The organism is Tsukamurella pseudospumae, assembly GCF_001575195.1.
Classification (GTDB): Bacteria; Actinomycetota; Actinomycetes; order Mycobacteriales; family Mycobacteriaceae; genus Tsukamurella; species Tsukamurella pseudospumae.
Window position 1 is genome coordinate 1 of the sequence record NZ_LSRF01000023.1, and the last position, 13883, is coordinate 13883.

Sequence of the window (13883 nt, forward strand, 5' to 3'; positions counted from 1 at the left end):
CTGCACCGGTTCGCGAAGAACCGGATCTGGACCGCGATCGCCGCGCTGGCTGCCGACCTCATAGCCTGGACCCAAATGCTCGCCCTGACCAGCCATGATGCCCGCCGGTGGGAACCCAAACGACTGCGCCACCGACTCTTCTGCATCGCCGGATCCATCGCCCGGCACGCCCGCCGCACCCGCCTGCACCTCGCCGCGACAGCCCCCGACACCGGCCTGCTGATCGCCGGCCTACAGCGCCTGAACCGGATGCGAGCACCCACATGACCGACACGACTTCCTTGACAATCCGATCACGAAACACCCCCACGGGACAGTGGAACCCGACGCCACCCGACGCAACACCGGGCCGCATCACCATGCCCACGAACGAAACCCTCACTCGAGGACACCAATCCGAAACCGATCAGGAGGGGACGACCACCTCACGAAAGATCGAGGCTAGCGGGGAGACGGATCCATGGCGTTGCCGAAGGCCTACCTGACGAGCACGAAGAATCTCGGTGCTGTGCTGGAAGCAGCGCAGAATGCCCAGGCTCCAGAGCGATTCACTCAAAAGTTCTTAGAGGATCTCGGTTTCACTAGCAGCGCCGACCGACTAGTAATCGGAATGCTCAAGTCCCTGGAGTTCATTGGTGATACTGGAACTCCGCTGAAGAGGTATCACGAGTATCTCGACAAGACTGAGTCGAAGAAGGTGATGGCAAAGGCTATCCGAGAGGCTTATGCCGACTTGTTTCAAATAAACAAGAATGCACAGACCCTCACCAAGGCCGAAGCTCAATCCAAGATGAAAACCCTGTCGCAGGGGCAGTACAGCGACGACATTCTTAGCAAGATGGCTACTACATTCAAGGCGCTGTGCGGACTAGCCGACTTCGACGCGCCGACCGATAAAGATGCCTCCGATGACAGTGGTGATGATCCTGGTTCGGAGGACGACGGCAAGGGCGTCGACCAACCCTCTGGCAGCAAGCTGACAATGTCTGGGCTTCATTATAACATCAACATTCATCTTCCTGAATCCCGCGACCCCGCCGTTTACGATGCTCTGTTTCGAAGTTTGAATGGAGCATCTGGGGTGAACGGAGAGATGTACAACTTCGTATACCGCGCACTGTTGACAGAGGAGGCGCTGGATCGCGCCGGGCGGCACAAAGCGGTCGGATACGGCGACGAAGAAGCATTGCGCATGGCCCTGAACTATGATCTTCTCGATCAGGAAGATCTCGCCGCAGGGTTGCGTATGGCAAATATATATGCTGCAATTACCGCCTTTGAGCGAAGCGCTCGTACTTTTGTGGAAAAGGTTCTACAACAGGCCCACGGCGACAATTGGTGGGACACGAAGGTCTCCGACAAGATTAGAACCTTCGCGGAAGATCGTCGTGAAGAAGAAGACAAAGTCAAATGGCATGGCACACGAGGAGACGAGCCGCTAACCTATACGCAGATGGACCATTTGACGAAGATTATGCAGCAAAATTGGCCGGATTTCGAGCCATTTGTACGACGAATCGATTGGATGAACTCGATATTCTCCAATATCGAGCGCTCTAGAAACGTGATTATGCACAGTGGTGTCCTAGACGATGCTGACGTCGAGCGCGTCGGGATGAATATTAGAGACTGGATTCGCCAAGTCGGCTAACCCCATCCGCGCAGCGGGGTGACGTTGTCTCGGCGGGCTGCTCCGACGTTGCCGAGCGCGGCCATTGCCTCGGTGTGGTCGTCCTCGAATAGGTGGGCGTAGATGCCCATTGTGGTGTTGACCGACGCGTGGCCCATGTAGTCGGCGATCTGCTTCGGGTGCAGGCCCGCGCTGACACAGAACGAGGCGTAGGTGTGGCGCAGGCTATGGGCGGTGCGTCGTCTGGATCGGCGGGTCTTGGGCGAGTCGTAGACGGCGTGGGGTCCGGTCGCTGTGGTTTCGCCGGTGGCCGGAGCGCCGTGCACGACCAATGCGGTGCGCTGGACGCTGACGGATGGGTTGCGGCCAAGGTCGATGTCGCCGATTTGGAGGCCTGCGAGTTCGCCGCTGCGGAGGCCGGTCCAGGCGGCCATGTGGACCAGGATGTTGAACGGCCAGGATGTGGCGTCGGTGAGGTATTCGACCTGCTCTGCGGTGAGGAATGCGGCGTCCTCGGTCGAGCCGTGTGCGCGGGGTGTGGACCCCGGGTTGTTCAGCCCTAGTTTGGAAGACTAAGTCTCTCCAGCGGGGGCACGGGCTTCAGCTGGCGCTGAAAGCGGCAAATTGCCTGCTGGCGTCGGTTTCCGGCCGGGGACTTTGTCGTGTCGTGGGGTCGCGCGAAGAGGCGTACCGTCGGAGCGGATGGAGCCCGCGTGGGCGGGGGAACGGGGACAGGGATGAGTGGGGACCGGACGGCGTCGTTGACTGCGCTGATCGGGATCGTGGGGCGGGAGATCACGGCGACGGGGGTTCCGTGGGACGCGTTCGCGGTGGTGGCGTGGTTCGACCCGCCGGCCCGGACCGCACGGCTCGCGACGTGGTGGTACTCCGAACACGACGCTCTGCCGCGCCTCGTCGGATCGACCGCCCCGGCGGGACGCGCGTTCGAGGAACTCCGGGACGCGGTCGAGGTTCCAGAGCATCTGGTCCGCGTCGCCGTGGTGACCCACGTGCGGGCGAGCGGGGCGACGGACCTGCGCCTGCACACGGCCGCGGAGAATCTCGACTACTACCTCGGCGTCGGGGCGACGGCCGAGTCGATCGGCGGGGGACTGCGGCCCCTCGCGCCCCCGCAGGCCGCGTCGCCGCAGGCAGCGGCACCGTCGGACCCGAAGCCCGTACCGAGTACGGCGGGCCCCGACATGTCCCGCGTGGGGGTTCCGGACCACGTCCGGCGAGCCGCCGAGCAGGAGGCGCTGTCGGGACCGACGATCCCGCTGACCGTCTGGCGGCCGGATATGCGCGATCCGACCGGCGGCATGCCCGACGACCTCTGTGCGCGACTGTCCGCGGACGATGCCAGGCAGCTCGCCGACTACCTCGACGGCGGCGCGCTGGTCGCCGCGGCGCGCGGATTCCTCCCGGACCCGTGGAGCGGATCGGACCGCGGCGTCGTGCCGATCCACAAACGGACGGACGGGCACTTCACCTGGGACGACGCGATCACGTACTACGTCCGCACGTACCGGCTGAACCCCGGCTCGGCGATCCTCGCGCAGGCTCGCGCACGGGGCTTCGTGGCTCCCGATGTGCCGAAGGAACGGGTGAGCCGCATCATCGACCAGCTCTTCAGCGGCGCCCCGGGCGGCGGGAAGGTGCGCGAGTGGGGCGTCCGCCTCGACGGCAGCCAGGTGCTGCCCGGCGACGTGTACTGCGTGTACCGCGGGCGCGTGTACCGGTTCGGGCCCGACGCGTCGGCGGCCGGCGACTACTCCTCGGTCCGGATCACGGCACTGCCCGGGTCGGTGATCCCCGACGGCTTCGTCGAGGTGGACGAGTACGACGCCGTGAAGCAGACCTCGGCGTACGGCATCGTGCCCATGGCCGAGATCACCGGGATCCACCTCGTGGCCACGGCGTGCCGGTACAAGGGGGCCAAGGCGACCGTCTCCCGGATCGACGGCAACCGGTGGGAGCTGCAGATGGACGGCCCCGACGGTGACGGTCCGGCACCGTCGGACGCGGACTGGAAGATCTTCCCGCGGGTCGACGCGAGTCGGGCGCCGAGGTACTTCGCGCGGGTCGACCCCGACGAGGTGGCCCGCGTCACCGTCGTCGTGCTGGCGTGCCGCATGGTGAACGGGAGGCTCGTGACCGAGCGGGAGGCGTTGGGTACGAGCGCGGGGGACGTGGCGTACGGGATCCCCTCGGCGGCAGACAGTCCGTTCCTCCCGCCCCGGACGGCGGTCGAGACCTTCAGCCAGCGGATCGCGGCGATCGACCCGAACTTCACGAAGTTCGACATCAACCTGCACCGGCTGAAGCACGCGTGGCGGATAGCGGTCAGCGATCCGACCTTCGCCGGCTACTACGTCGATGACGACGGCGAGGTCTACCAGATGGATCCGGCTGTGCCGCCGGAGCAGGTCGACGTGCCACTCACCGCGGAGTACCTCGGGCGGCACCCCGCGATCGACCCGCCGGGAGGGTACTGGCCGGTGTGACCCGAGACGGAGGCGGCTTGCACGAAGTTGTCGGGACTGCATCCGCAATGCAGGATGGGTGTGTGAGCACAGATGAGCCGGTACGCCAGAGCTATCCGCAGTACGGCTACGCACAGCCCGGGTACCCACCGCCGGGGTTCCCGCCCGGACCGGGCTTCCCAACCGGACAGGGCTTTCCCGCCGGACCGGGCTGGGGCGCGCCCGCACCCGAGGTGAAGGTCGGCATCGTCCCGATCCGGCCGCTCGACCTCGGCGGGCTGTACGGCGGAGCCTTCGCGGCGATCCGCGCGAACCCGGCGGTGATGGTCGGGCTGACGGCGATCGTCGTGGTGCTCTCCCAGGTGGTCACCTTCCTGGCGCAGATCCCGCTGACCACTGTGTCGACGGATCCGAAGGCGGACGACGACGCATCGGTCGCCCTCATCCTCGGCTCGTCCGCCGCCAGCCTCGGGATATCCCTCATCGCAGCGATCGCCACTCTGTTCCTCACGGGCGTCCTCACCGTGGTCGTGGCGCGGTCGGTCCTCGGCGAGAAGACCAGCATCGGGGAGGCGGCTCGTCTGGTCGGCCCCAGGCTGTTGCCACTGATCGGGCTCAGCGTGATCCAGTTCCTCATCTTCTTCGTTCCGATGCTGCTCATCTTCGGAGCAGCGATCGGGATGACCATCGGCGGCCTCGGCAACACCGGCATGGTGGTCGGCACCGTCCTCGTCGCTGTGCTCGCGTTCGTGCTCATCGTGGCAGGCGCGATTGCTCTCATGCCCGCGTTCTCGCTGTCCTACCAGGCCGTCGTGCTCGAGCGACTCGGGCCGATCACCGCGCTGCGCCGAGCCTGGCGCCTGCAGGAGCCGGGGTACTGGCGACTCGTCGGCATCCTCCTGCTGACGTACGTCGTCACGGGGATCGTCGCCGCCATCGTCGCGATCCCGTTCGGCGTCGGCACGGCGCTGGTCGAATCGGGCGACGCGACGCGCAACCTCGCCGGTGGCACGGTCGTCGGGCTGGCGATCGCGGCGGTCGGATCCGCGATCGGACAGGTGCTGACGGTGCCCTTCACCGCGGGCGTCCAGGCGCTGCTCTACATCGATCAGCGGATGCGCAACGAGGGACTCGACCACGCACTGCGCGCCGAGGCGATCCACCGCTGGCAGACCGGGACGGTCGGCGTCCCGACGGAGAACCTCTGGGTGTCGAGCGGATATCCGCAGCAGTACTGACTTTCCGGGTCAGAACGGCGGCGGCTTCAGCGGCGCGGTGACGTCGTACGTGCGTCCCTGGGCCTCAGCCTCCCGACACTCCCGTTCGCGCTCGCGGGCTTCGGCTTCCGCAGCCTCGCGCCCGCGCCGTTCATGGCGGAGGAGCCGATTCTCGATGCGCAGCGCGCGCCGCGCCGTGGCCCGGCGCTTCGCGTCGGACTCCAACCCGTCGGGGTTCTTCGTGCGGGCCGGACCCGGCTCGGGGCCGTCCCAGATGATCAGTCCCAGGCCGGGGAGGAGATCCCTCGCCGTGCCGGGTGGGACCGTCCAGATGCCGCCGGCGGGATGCCGCCATTCGACGGTGCCGTCCTGCAGGATGTCGGACAGCCAACCGGTCTCCGTCTTGATCCGGTGGTGGAAACCGCAGAGCGGCACCAGGTTCCCGGCCGTGCCTCGGCCCGCCACCGTTGTCTGCCCGCCCGCGGAGGGGTCGGCATGGTCGTACTCGCCGACGTGATCGGCCTGGCATCGGCCCGCGGACACGCTGCACCCGGGGAACACGCAGGTGGGGTAGGTGAGCCGCATGACCAACAGTTGGTACCAGGTGGGCCGGTATCCGGACGCGCCGTGCGCGTGGACGGTGCCGGTGGCCGGGTCACGCCGCCCGAGGATGCGGAACTGGGTCCGGGACTGCGCGATCAACTCCCGGGCCTGTTCGACGGTGACCGGCCCGTTGAGGCCCGGATCGCCGGTCAGCACGATCGCCCCGCGTCCCGCTGCAGCCTCGGAATGGGGCTCAGCCCCGCAATCGGGCTGGGCCTCGGGCTCCGGGGCGGGATCGTGCTCGGGGATGGCTTCGGGCGCGGACTCCGGTGAGAAGAGGTCTGCTTCGGTGCAGGTCGCGTCGAACAGGTCGGTCTCGTTGAGCACGATCACGGCGAGTGCCTGGATGTCGGGTGAGACGGCCCCGGTTCGTGGGCGGGCCTCCCGGAGGTCGCACCCCTCCCGGCCGCAGCGGCAGCCCAGACTCCCGTAGCCCTCGGCCAGCGCGACGAGGGCGGCGACCTGCCGCTGCCCCAGCGTACGGCCGTCGTCTCGGCACACCGACTCCGCGACCGGGCCGACCAGGGCGGACAGGCGGATCGCCTCCGCCTTCGGCATGACCGCCTCCAGATCGACCAGCCCGTCGGCGCGAGAGTGGAACTCCAGCCGTTCCCGGGGCTCTGTCGGCGGAACCTCGCGCGCGGCAGCCGGATCGAGCCGAGTGAGTATCGACTTCGCGGCGTCGGCAACGGCACGCGCGGTGATCGACAGGCCCGCACGGGCAGCGAGCCACGCGGTGATCCGATCGTCGAACATCGCGGTCACCCGGTCGTCGAGAACCGCCGCGGAGGAGCGCAGGACCTCCCGGACGAGCGGCAGGCTGACTCGCCCGGCCGCGAACAGCTCGAACAGCCGAGGGCAGCGCTCCCGCAGATCGAGGCCGCGGTGGACCGCAGCGCCCGCGGCGGAGCGGCCGGTCCCGAGTGCAGCACCGACCTCTGCGACGAGCTCGTCCCAATCGTCGACGAAGCGGCGGGAGGACTCCTCCCGCACGCGACGCGCATCGTCCCGAAGCTCGTACAACCTGGTCAACACGGCGGAGCGCTCCGCCTCCAGCCGGTTCTGCTGCGCGGTCAACACGCGCAGCCGCGACAGCGCACCTGCCGCGCTCAACCCGGACACCGCACCGTCGAACACCCCGGGCAGCGGGGCGCTGGCCCGCCTGCCCAGTGTGAAGGCGTCGTCCGAGTGGTTCATGCCTTCTATTCTACCGCAGAAAATCGAACAAAAATGAGAATTATCGAAGAGGTTCGAGTGTGTGTTCGAAGTAAGGAGGTGTGTCAGGCGGCCGCGCTACCGCTGCGGATCCGGTCGCGCGCCACGAACCACCGGCTGACCGGCGTGCGGAGCATCAGGTCCACGAACAGCAGCGACATGGCCAGCACGATCACCGCGAGCGTCGTGGTGCGCAGCACGGCGGACGCGGGGAACCAGGTGCCGAGCACGTCGAAGAAGCCGAGATGGCTCAGGATGTCGAGCATCAGCGGATGCACGGCGAACACGCCGAACGCCCGCACCGTCGCCCATGACACGACGCGCTCACCGACGGGCCGCCCCGAAGCACGCAGGTCGTCCCACATCATCGCGGCGAGCCACAGCAGGATGACCCCCGCCACGTACCACGGCAGATAGAGGGGGTTCCATGCGGTGACCGCGCTGTCCGGCACGACGCCCGGGTGGGTGGCCCGCAGGTAGGCGATCAGGCTGAACGCCGACGCCGCGAGGCACACCGCGATGACGCGCAGTGCGTGCGATCGGAGCCAGCTCCCGACCGCCCCGTAGTGCTGGGCCGCGAGCATGCCGATCGCCATGAACAGCGCGTACATGGGGAGCAGCTTTCACATGTGGTTGAACAGCGTCTCCCACGGCTGGCCCTGCGGGCGCGGCGCGTACTGGTAGAACGCGAAGCAGCCCAGCTGGATCGCGGCCGCGGTGACCAGCACCGTCCACGGCCGGCCCTCGAGCCGTTTCGCCAGCTTCGACAGCGCCGGGAAGAACAGGTAGATCTGCATCGAGATGAGCAGGAAGTAGAGCTGGTACTTGGCGTCGCCGGTCAGCATGGTGCGGCCGAGATCGCCCAGCCACCGTCCGAACGACGGGAACGGGTCGCCCGCGATGAGTAGATGGTCCGTGATCGAGTACACCAGCGTCCAGACGAGGAACGGTCCCACGATCAGCCCGAAGCGTTTGCGCCAGAACTCGAGCGCCGTCATCGTGCGGCCGCGCATGCTCAGCACCAGCACGAACAGCGTGACCGCGACGAAGCCGTACCGCGTGATGTGCAGCGCCGCCGAGATGAGCCCCGTCTGGCGAAGGACGTCCGGCGTGTAGTTGATCGTCGTGACGCAGTGCGCGACGACGACCAGCAGGAACAGCGTCACCCGGGTCAGATCGGCGGTCTGCTCGCGCTTCGGCTTCGACGGCGCTGCGACGGACGCCGGCGATGGTGCGGCCGGCACCGGCTTCTGGGTTTCGATGGTGGGCACCACCCTAGGACTGAGCAGGGCTGCGCGTCTTCACCCCGTGCGGTCGATTTGTGACAATTCGAAATTCTACCCTCTTCGCTCACGCATCCCGCGCAGGGTGGGACCCGACCGTCAGCCGTTCACGACCACCAGCGGGATCGCCTGCTCATCGACGGTCCACGCCCCGTGATGGCCCAGCATGCGCGACTCCATCGGCTCCTGGCTCGGGGTCACCAGTACGGATCGTCCCTCGGCGACGGCCAGGACGTGGCCGATGCGGTGCGCGACGACGGGGTTGGGGGGAGTGGGGCCGAACCAGTGCTCGTCGAGGGCCTGCTCGCGGCTGACGACCCGGGCGTGCCCGGCGAGGGTGCCCGTCCACCGGGCCAGGACGTCGTCGACGTGGTGCCCCCGCTGGAGGTAGACGTGCCGTACCCGCGCCTCGCCGGCGATCACGCGCACGCCCTGGCGCAGGGCCGGCAACGCGTCGAGGTTCACCAGGGACTCAGCCTGGATCATGCCGTGATCGGCGGTGACCAGCAGTGTGCAGGAGGGCGGCAGGTCGGCCAGCAGGTCCGCGAACATCGCGTCGACGGCGCGCAGCGCGGCCAGCCACTCCGGGGAGCCCGGACCGTGCACGTGGCCGGCCGCGTCGAGCAGGCCCGTGTAGGCGTAGGCGAACCGTCGGGCAGCGGTGTCGTGCCGCGCCACGGCGAGCACGCCCTCGCGGACCTCGTCGAGGGTGGACGCCGCGTGCAACACTCCGGCTGCGCGGAACGAGGCGCGGGTCAGGCCCGACTTCTCCTGGTAGGCGGGCACCACGTAGTGGATCTCGGCGCCGGCGTCGGCGAGGGTCTCGAGCTTGCTGCGGCGGCGCTGCAGTTCGCGAGGAGGGTGCGACTCCCGGGCATCTGGCCCGGATGCGCCGTCGATGGTCCAGCGCAGGGAGTTGAACAGGCGCCGGCCGTGCTCGTCGGGCACGCCGAAGCTGTAGCCGACGATGCCGTGCGCCGCGCAGGGCGCCCCGAGCGCGAGGCTCGACAGGCTGGTGGCCGTGGTGGCGGGGAAGCCCGCGTCCAGCGTGACGCCGGCGTGCGCGGCGAGGGCGGGAGCGGTATCGGCGTGCCGCCGCAGGAGCTCCGCGCCGAGCCCGTCGACGAGCAGCAGCACGACATCACGCTCCACCGTCAGGCCCAGGGGGTTCTCACCCGGGATGCCGAAAGCGGTACAGACCGAGGGCAATACGTCGGAGAGCATGCCGGTCATCGATCGATCGTAACGTCCGCAAAGGCCCGTCGAGGCGGGAACTACGTGATGACGGACGGGATCAGCGTGGCCGTGCCGTCCTCCACGAGCAGTGCCTGATCGTCGTTGACCCGGGTCAGCGGGAACCGGCCGCCGTAGGTGCGCACCACCTCCTCGATCATCGAGGGAGGGTACGGCGGGAGCAGGCCGTCGGCGTGCGGGATGACGACGGTGTCGACGAGGCCCAGCCCGGTGAAATCCGTGACGCCGGGGGCGTCCGCGGGGTCGTCGAGGGGCGCGACCGGCTCGACGTTCGGCCCCGCGACGACCGATCCCGCACTGAGGCCGATGTACGGCAGTCCCGCCCGCACCCGCTCCGTGAGCACCTCGCCGGTGCCGTTGCTCTGCAGCGCGCCGAGCAGGACGAAGGTGTGCCCGCCCGAGAGGTAGACGGCGTCGACGGTGCCGAGATCCGAGGCGAAGTCCCGCGCGTCCCGGTACTTCCCGACCGTCATCCGGGTCAGCCGGAATCCCAGGTCGGTGAGCTGATTCCATTCGAACGAGCCGAAGGGCTGATCCGCGTACGGTGCGCCGGCGTCGTCGATGAAACCGAGCCGCAGGGCGCTCGGTTCCCGTCCGGTGTGCCGGCGCAGGAAGCCGGGGAGCGCCCCGGCGTTCAGGGACATCAGCAGCAGGTTCACGATCGCAACAGTACGGCCTCTGCCACACTGGATCCGCACGAACCGGAGGAGAAGACGATGCGTTCGCACCGGAACACGGCGGCCCTCGCTGCATTCGCGGCGCTGCTCGTCCCCGTCGCGGCCTGCGGCTCGGCGGCGGAGGAGCCGCAGGGGCGGACGGTCGTGGTGGACGCCGCCAACGGCCGGATCGCCGTCCCGGTCGCGCCGCAGCGGATCGTCTCGCTCGCGCCCACGCACACCGAGACCCTCTTCGCGATCGGGGCGGGGAAGCAGGTCGTCGCGGTCGACGACCAGTCCAGCTACCCGGTCGAGGCCCCGCGCACGGCGCTCTCGGGTTTCACGCCCAACGCCGAGGCCGTCATCGGCTACAAGCCCGACCTGGTGGTCGTCTCCGACGACCAGCACGGCATCGTCGCGGCGTTGCAGAAGGTGGGGATCCCGGTGTTGGTGGAACCCGCGGCCAAGGACCTCGACGATGCGCTCGACCAGATCTCCGACCTCGGCGCCGCGACCGGCCGGCAGGCGGATGCGAAGGCGCTCACCGCACGGATGCGCGCCGCCATCGACGAATCGGTCCGTGCCGCACCGCGGACCGCCCAGCCGCTGAGCTACTTCCACGAGCTCGACCCCCAGCTGCACACCGTGACCTCGTCGACCTTCATCGGGAAGGTATACGGCGCGTTCGGGTTGCACGACGTGGCCGACGCCGCCGACACGGCGGGCACGGGGTACCCGCAGCTCTCCCAGGAGGCGCTGCTCCACGCGGATCCGGCGTTGATCCTGCTCGCTGACGCCCAGTGCTGCGGCCAGACGCCCGAGGTCGTCGCGCAGCGCCCGGGCTGGCGCGACCTGCGGGCGGTGCGGGACGGCACCGTCGTCGCCCTTCCGGCGGACGTGCCCTCCCGCTGGGGACCGCGCCTGCCCGACTTCTACCGGGCCGTCGCCGATGCGGTCTCCCGTGCGGCGCAGAAGGTTCCGGCCGGGCGGTGAGTGCTCCGGTCCGATCGTCGACGGTGCCGCGGCGCGCGAGCGGGCTGCGTCCGGTGCCGCTGCTGGTCGCCGTCGTCGCGCTCCTCGCGTCGATGCTGGCGGGACTGCTGGTCGGGGCGGTCCACCTGCCCGCGCGCGCCGTCCTGACGGAGCTCGTCGATCTGCTGCCCGGCGTCCATGTCGACTCGGGGCTCACGCGCCTCGAGCGGAACCTGCTCGTGGAGATCAGGCTTCCGCGGGTGCTCGCGGCAGCGCTCGTCGGTGGCCTTCTCGCGATCGCGGGCGCCGGCTACCAGGGCGTCTTCCGCAACCCGCTCGCCGACCCGTACCTGCTCGGCGCTGCAGCGGGAGCGGGCGTCGGTGCCACCGCGACCATCGTGTTCCTGCCCGGCGATCCCGCGGCGACGGTGCCCGTCGCGGCGTTCGTGGGTGCGCTCGCGGGCGTCGCCCTCGCCTACGCGTTGGGCAGTGCCACAGGTGGGCGAGGCACGTCGACGCTGCTCCTGGCCGGCGTCGCGGTGTCCGCGTTCCTCAGTGCGGTGCAGACCTTCCTCATGCAGCGCGACGCCCAGGACCTGCAGCGGATCTACTCCTGGGTGCTCGGCGGCGTCGCCTCCGTCGACGGTCCGCGGCTGCTCGCCGTCCTGCCCTACGCCGGGATCTCCGTGGTCGCGCTGCTGCTCCACGGTCGCCTGCTCGATGTCCTCGGGGTCGGCGACGACGAGGCCACGACCCTCGGCGTCTCGGCGCGGCGCGTCCGGTTGCTGGTGCTCGTCGCGGCGTCGCTCGCCACCGCCACCGCCGTCGCGGTGGGCGGGCTCATCGGGTTCGTGGGCATTGTCGTCCCGCACGTCGTGCGCCGGCTCGCGGGGACCTCGTACCGGGCGGTCCTTCCACTCTCCCTCCTCGGCGGTGCCGCCTTCCTCGTCCTCGCCGACATCCTCGCGCGCACCGTCGTCTCTCCCGGCGAGCTGCCGCTCGGTGTGGTCACCGCGTTCGTCGGCGGTCCTTTCTTCGTCGTCGTGCTCCGTGCGATGCGGGGACGGAGCGGGCTGTGAGCGTGGAGTTCTCCGACGTCGATGTCGCGCTCGACGGGCGCCCCGTGCTGCACGACGTGGCGATGACGGCACCGTCGGGCTCGTGGACCGCGGTGATCGGGCCGAACGGGGCCGGGAAGTCCACGCTGTTGCGCGCTGCCCTGGGCCTGGTGCGCAGCGGGGGAACGGTCACCGTCGACGGGGCCGACCCACGCCGGCTGCGCCCGCGCGAGCGCGCCCGGGTCCTCGCCTACGCGCCGCAGTCGCCGCAACTCCCGGAAGGCATGACGGTGTTCGACTACGCCCTGCTCGGCCGGGCGCCGTACGTCGCCTACCTGGGGCGCGAGAGCGCGGGCGACCGCCGGATCGTGCGTGCCGTGCTGGCCCGGCTCGGCCTGGCGGAGTTCGCCGAGCGCGACGTCGATCGCCTGTCCGGCGGCGAGCGGCAGCGCGTCGTGCTGGCCCGCGCCCTCGCTCAGGAGGCGCCCGTGCTGTTGCTCGACGAGCCGACGACAGCCCTGGACATCGGGCACCAGCAGCAGGTCATGGACCTCGTGGACCGCCTACGCCGCGACGACGGGCTGACCGTGATCACCACGATCCACGACCTCACGCTCGCGGCGCAGTACGCGGACCGGCTGGTGCTGCTGTCCGCCGGTCGGGTCGCGGCGTCCGGGACGCCGGCGCAGGTGCTCACGGCGGATCTCATCGCCGCGCACTTCGGCGCCCGCGTGCACGTCGAGTCCGGACCCGACGGCCGGCCGGTCCTGGGGCTGCTGCGATGAACTCGATGAACCTGGAGACCACCCACCGCGACGAGGACGGCGCCGTCGGTCTCGCGGCGACCGTCTGGCTGCTCGGCGACGGAATGCGCGGCGTCTCGTCCGCGATGGTCGGCGGTGGGATCGGCCCCGTCCACTGGGTGCTCAACGCGCAGGTCCCGGGCGGGTACGCGCGGATGGATCCCGTGGCGCACCTCGCCGATCTCGCGGCGGCGCACGGCCTCCGGGGGCGCGGGGTGGGCATGCTCACCGCAGCGTCCGTGGACCGGACGGTGCTCCGGTCCGACGGCGGCGTCGAGGTCGCCGCGACCGTCGGGCTGCGGGTGCCGACGTGGGCCGCTGCGCCCGAGGACGTCGTCGACCCCGAGCTCGCCCCGGAGCGGCTGCCGGGTCACCACGTCCGGCCGAGACCGGGGACGATCAACATCCAGGTCCTCGTGCCCGTACCGATGTCCGACGGTGCGCTGGTCAACGCCGTCATGACCGCGACGGAGGCGAAGACGCAGGCGCTCCTGGAGGCGGGATACCCGGGCACGGGGACGGCATCGGACGCGGTGTGCATCGTGGCGCCGGTGGCGTCCGTGCGGTCCGCGGGGGAGGCGGGGGAGCCCTTCGGTGGGCCGCGGTCGGCGTGGGGCGCACGGATCGCCCGAGCGGTGCACTCCGCGGTGACGGCCGGGGCCCACGACTACTCCGCGAGGCTGCGGGAACGCCGGCTCTGAGCCTGTCG

The 13883-nt window shown here is 69.6% G+C and carries 14 protein-coding genes; 8 read left to right on the top strand and 6 right to left on the bottom strand.

Features of this window, described 5'->3' with window-relative positions; genetic code table 11:
- Both AXK60_RS09890 and AXK60_RS27390 read left to right on the top strand, forming a co-directional pair.
- Positions 1 to 267 (top strand): transposase (locus AXK60_RS09890; protein WP_175399981.1); only part of this gene is annotated, 267 nt, incomplete at its 5' end.
- 193 nt (positions 268 to 460) lie between these two features.
- Positions 461 to 1651 (top strand): DUF5343 domain-containing protein, encoded by a 1191-nt coding sequence (locus AXK60_RS27390; RefSeq protein WP_197466879.1) that lies wholly within the window; start codon positions 461 to 463, stop codon positions 1649 to 1651.
- Here AXK60_RS27390 and AXK60_RS25780 read toward each other — a convergent pair.
- A complete protein-coding gene (locus AXK60_RS25780; RefSeq protein WP_139057861.1) occupies positions 1648 to 2064 on the bottom strand; it encodes a site-specific integrase in 417 nt (138 codons plus the stop codon). The two genes, AXK60_RS27390 and AXK60_RS25780, sit on opposite strands and share 4 nt — an antisense overlap.
- Before the next feature lie 303 nt (positions 2065 to 2367).
- Between AXK60_RS25780 and AXK60_RS09900 the strand changes: the two genes are divergently transcribed.
- Together AXK60_RS09900 and AXK60_RS09905 are read left to right on the top strand one after the other, a co-directional pair.
- Positions 2368 to 4134 carry a hypothetical protein gene (locus tag AXK60_RS09900; protein ID WP_068570984.1) on the top strand — a complete coding sequence of 589 codons (1767 nt, stop codon included), beginning with the start codon at positions 2368 to 2370 and terminating at the stop codon, positions 4132 to 4134.
- A 62-nt stretch (positions 4135 to 4196) separates the two neighbouring features.
- Positions 4197 to 5351 (top strand): DUF7847 domain-containing protein, encoded by a 1155-nt coding sequence (locus AXK60_RS09905; RefSeq protein ID WP_139057862.1) that lies wholly within the window; start codon positions 4197 to 4199, stop codon positions 5349 to 5351.
- A gap of 9 nt (positions 5352 to 5360) precedes the next feature.
- Here AXK60_RS09905 and AXK60_RS09910 read toward each other — a convergent pair whose 3' ends face one another.
- From AXK60_RS09910 to AXK60_RS09925, 5 genes are all read right to left on the bottom strand, one after another.
- The gene (locus tag AXK60_RS09910) at positions 5361 to 7130 is read right to left on the bottom strand and encodes an HNH endonuclease signature motif containing protein (RefSeq protein ID WP_068570986.1); all 1770 of its coding nucleotides are present in this window, start codon (positions 7128 to 7130) and stop codon (positions 5361 to 5363) included.
- An 83-nt stretch (positions 7131 to 7213) separates the two neighbouring features.
- Complete coding sequence (locus AXK60_RS27605; RefSeq protein WP_244881081.1) at positions 7214 to 7759, bottom strand: hypothetical protein; 546 nt, start codon at positions 7757 to 7759, stop codon at positions 7214 to 7216.
- A 12-nt stretch (positions 7760 to 7771) separates the two neighbouring features.
- Positions 7772 to 8419, bottom strand: a complete 648-nt coding sequence (locus tag AXK60_RS27610; RefSeq protein ID WP_244881082.1) for an acyltransferase family protein — start codon at positions 8417 to 8419, stop codon at positions 7772 to 7774.
- A 111-nt stretch (positions 8420 to 8530) separates the two neighbouring features.
- A complete protein-coding gene (locus AXK60_RS09920) occupies positions 8531 to 9664 on the bottom strand; it encodes an alkaline phosphatase family protein (protein WP_068570987.1) in 1134 nt (377 codons plus the stop codon).
- 41 nt (positions 9665 to 9705) lie between these two features.
- Positions 9706 to 10344: a Type 1 glutamine amidotransferase-like domain-containing protein gene (locus AXK60_RS09925; RefSeq protein WP_244881083.1), complete on the bottom strand. Its 639-nt coding sequence runs from the start codon at positions 10342 to 10344 to the stop codon at positions 9706 to 9708.
- Positions 10345 to 10401: 57 nt separating this feature from the next.
- Between AXK60_RS09925 and AXK60_RS09930 the strand changes: the two genes are divergently transcribed.
- The 4 genes from AXK60_RS09930 (at position 10402) to AXK60_RS09945 (ending at position 13875) form a co-directional block, all read left to right on the top strand.
- Positions 10402 to 11334: an ABC transporter substrate-binding protein gene (locus tag AXK60_RS09930; protein ID WP_068571072.1), complete on the top strand. Its 933-nt coding sequence runs from the start codon at positions 10402 to 10404 to the stop codon at positions 11332 to 11334.
- Between the two features lie 92 nt (positions 11335 to 11426).
- The gene (locus AXK60_RS09935) at positions 11427 to 12392 is read left to right on the top strand and encodes a FecCD family ABC transporter permease (RefSeq protein WP_082777952.1); all 966 of its coding nucleotides are present in this window, start codon (positions 11427 to 11429) and stop codon (positions 12390 to 12392) included.
- On the top strand, positions 12389 to 13156 hold the full coding sequence (locus AXK60_RS09940; RefSeq protein WP_068570990.1) for an ABC transporter ATP-binding protein: 768 nt from the start codon (positions 12389 to 12391) through the stop codon (positions 13154 to 13156). Before AXK60_RS09935 ends, AXK60_RS09940 begins: the two co-directional genes overlap by 4 nt.
- A 5-nt stretch (positions 13157 to 13161) precedes the next feature.
- Positions 13162 to 13875, top strand: a complete 714-nt coding sequence (locus tag AXK60_RS09945) for an adenosylcobinamide amidohydrolase (protein ID WP_244881084.1) — start codon at positions 13162 to 13164, stop codon at positions 13873 to 13875.
- Positions 13876 to 13883: the final 8 nt, after the last annotated feature.

What these genes read in the sequence shown, in the direction of transcription:
- AXK60_RS09930 (WP_068571072.1), top strand. Translation starts at nt 10,402, where the DNA reads ATGCGTTCGCACCGGAACACGGCGGCCCTCGCTGCATTCGCGGCGCTG.
- AXK60_RS27605 (WP_244881081.1), bottom strand. Translation starts at nt 7,759, where the DNA reads ATGTACGCGCTGTTCATGGCGATCGGCATGCTCGCGGCCCAGCACTAC.
- AXK60_RS09910 (WP_068570986.1), bottom strand. Translation starts at nt 7,130, where the DNA reads ATGAACCACTCGGACGACGCCTTCACACTGGGCAGGCGGGCCAGCGCC.
- AXK60_RS27390 (WP_197466879.1), top strand. Translation starts at nt 461, where the DNA reads ATGGCGTTGCCGAAGGCCTACCTGACGAGCACGAAGAATCTCGGTGCT.
- AXK60_RS09900 (WP_068570984.1), top strand. Translation starts at nt 2,368, where the DNA reads ATGAGTGGGGACCGGACGGCGTCGTTGACTGCGCTGATCGGGATCGTG.
- AXK60_RS09945 (WP_244881084.1), top strand. Translation starts at nt 13,162, where the DNA reads ATGAACCTGGAGACCACCCACCGCGACGAGGACGGCGCCGTCGGTCTC.
- AXK60_RS09935 (WP_082777952.1), top strand. Translation starts at nt 11,427, where the DNA reads ATGCTGGCGGGACTGCTGGTCGGGGCGGTCCACCTGCCCGCGCGCGCC.
- AXK60_RS25780 (WP_139057861.1), bottom strand. Translation starts at nt 2,064, where the DNA reads ATGGCCGCCTGGACCGGCCTCCGCAGCGGCGAACTCGCAGGCCTCCAA.
- AXK60_RS09920 (WP_068570987.1), bottom strand. Translation starts at nt 9,664, where the DNA reads ATGACCGGCATGCTCTCCGACGTATTGCCCTCGGTCTGTACCGCTTTC.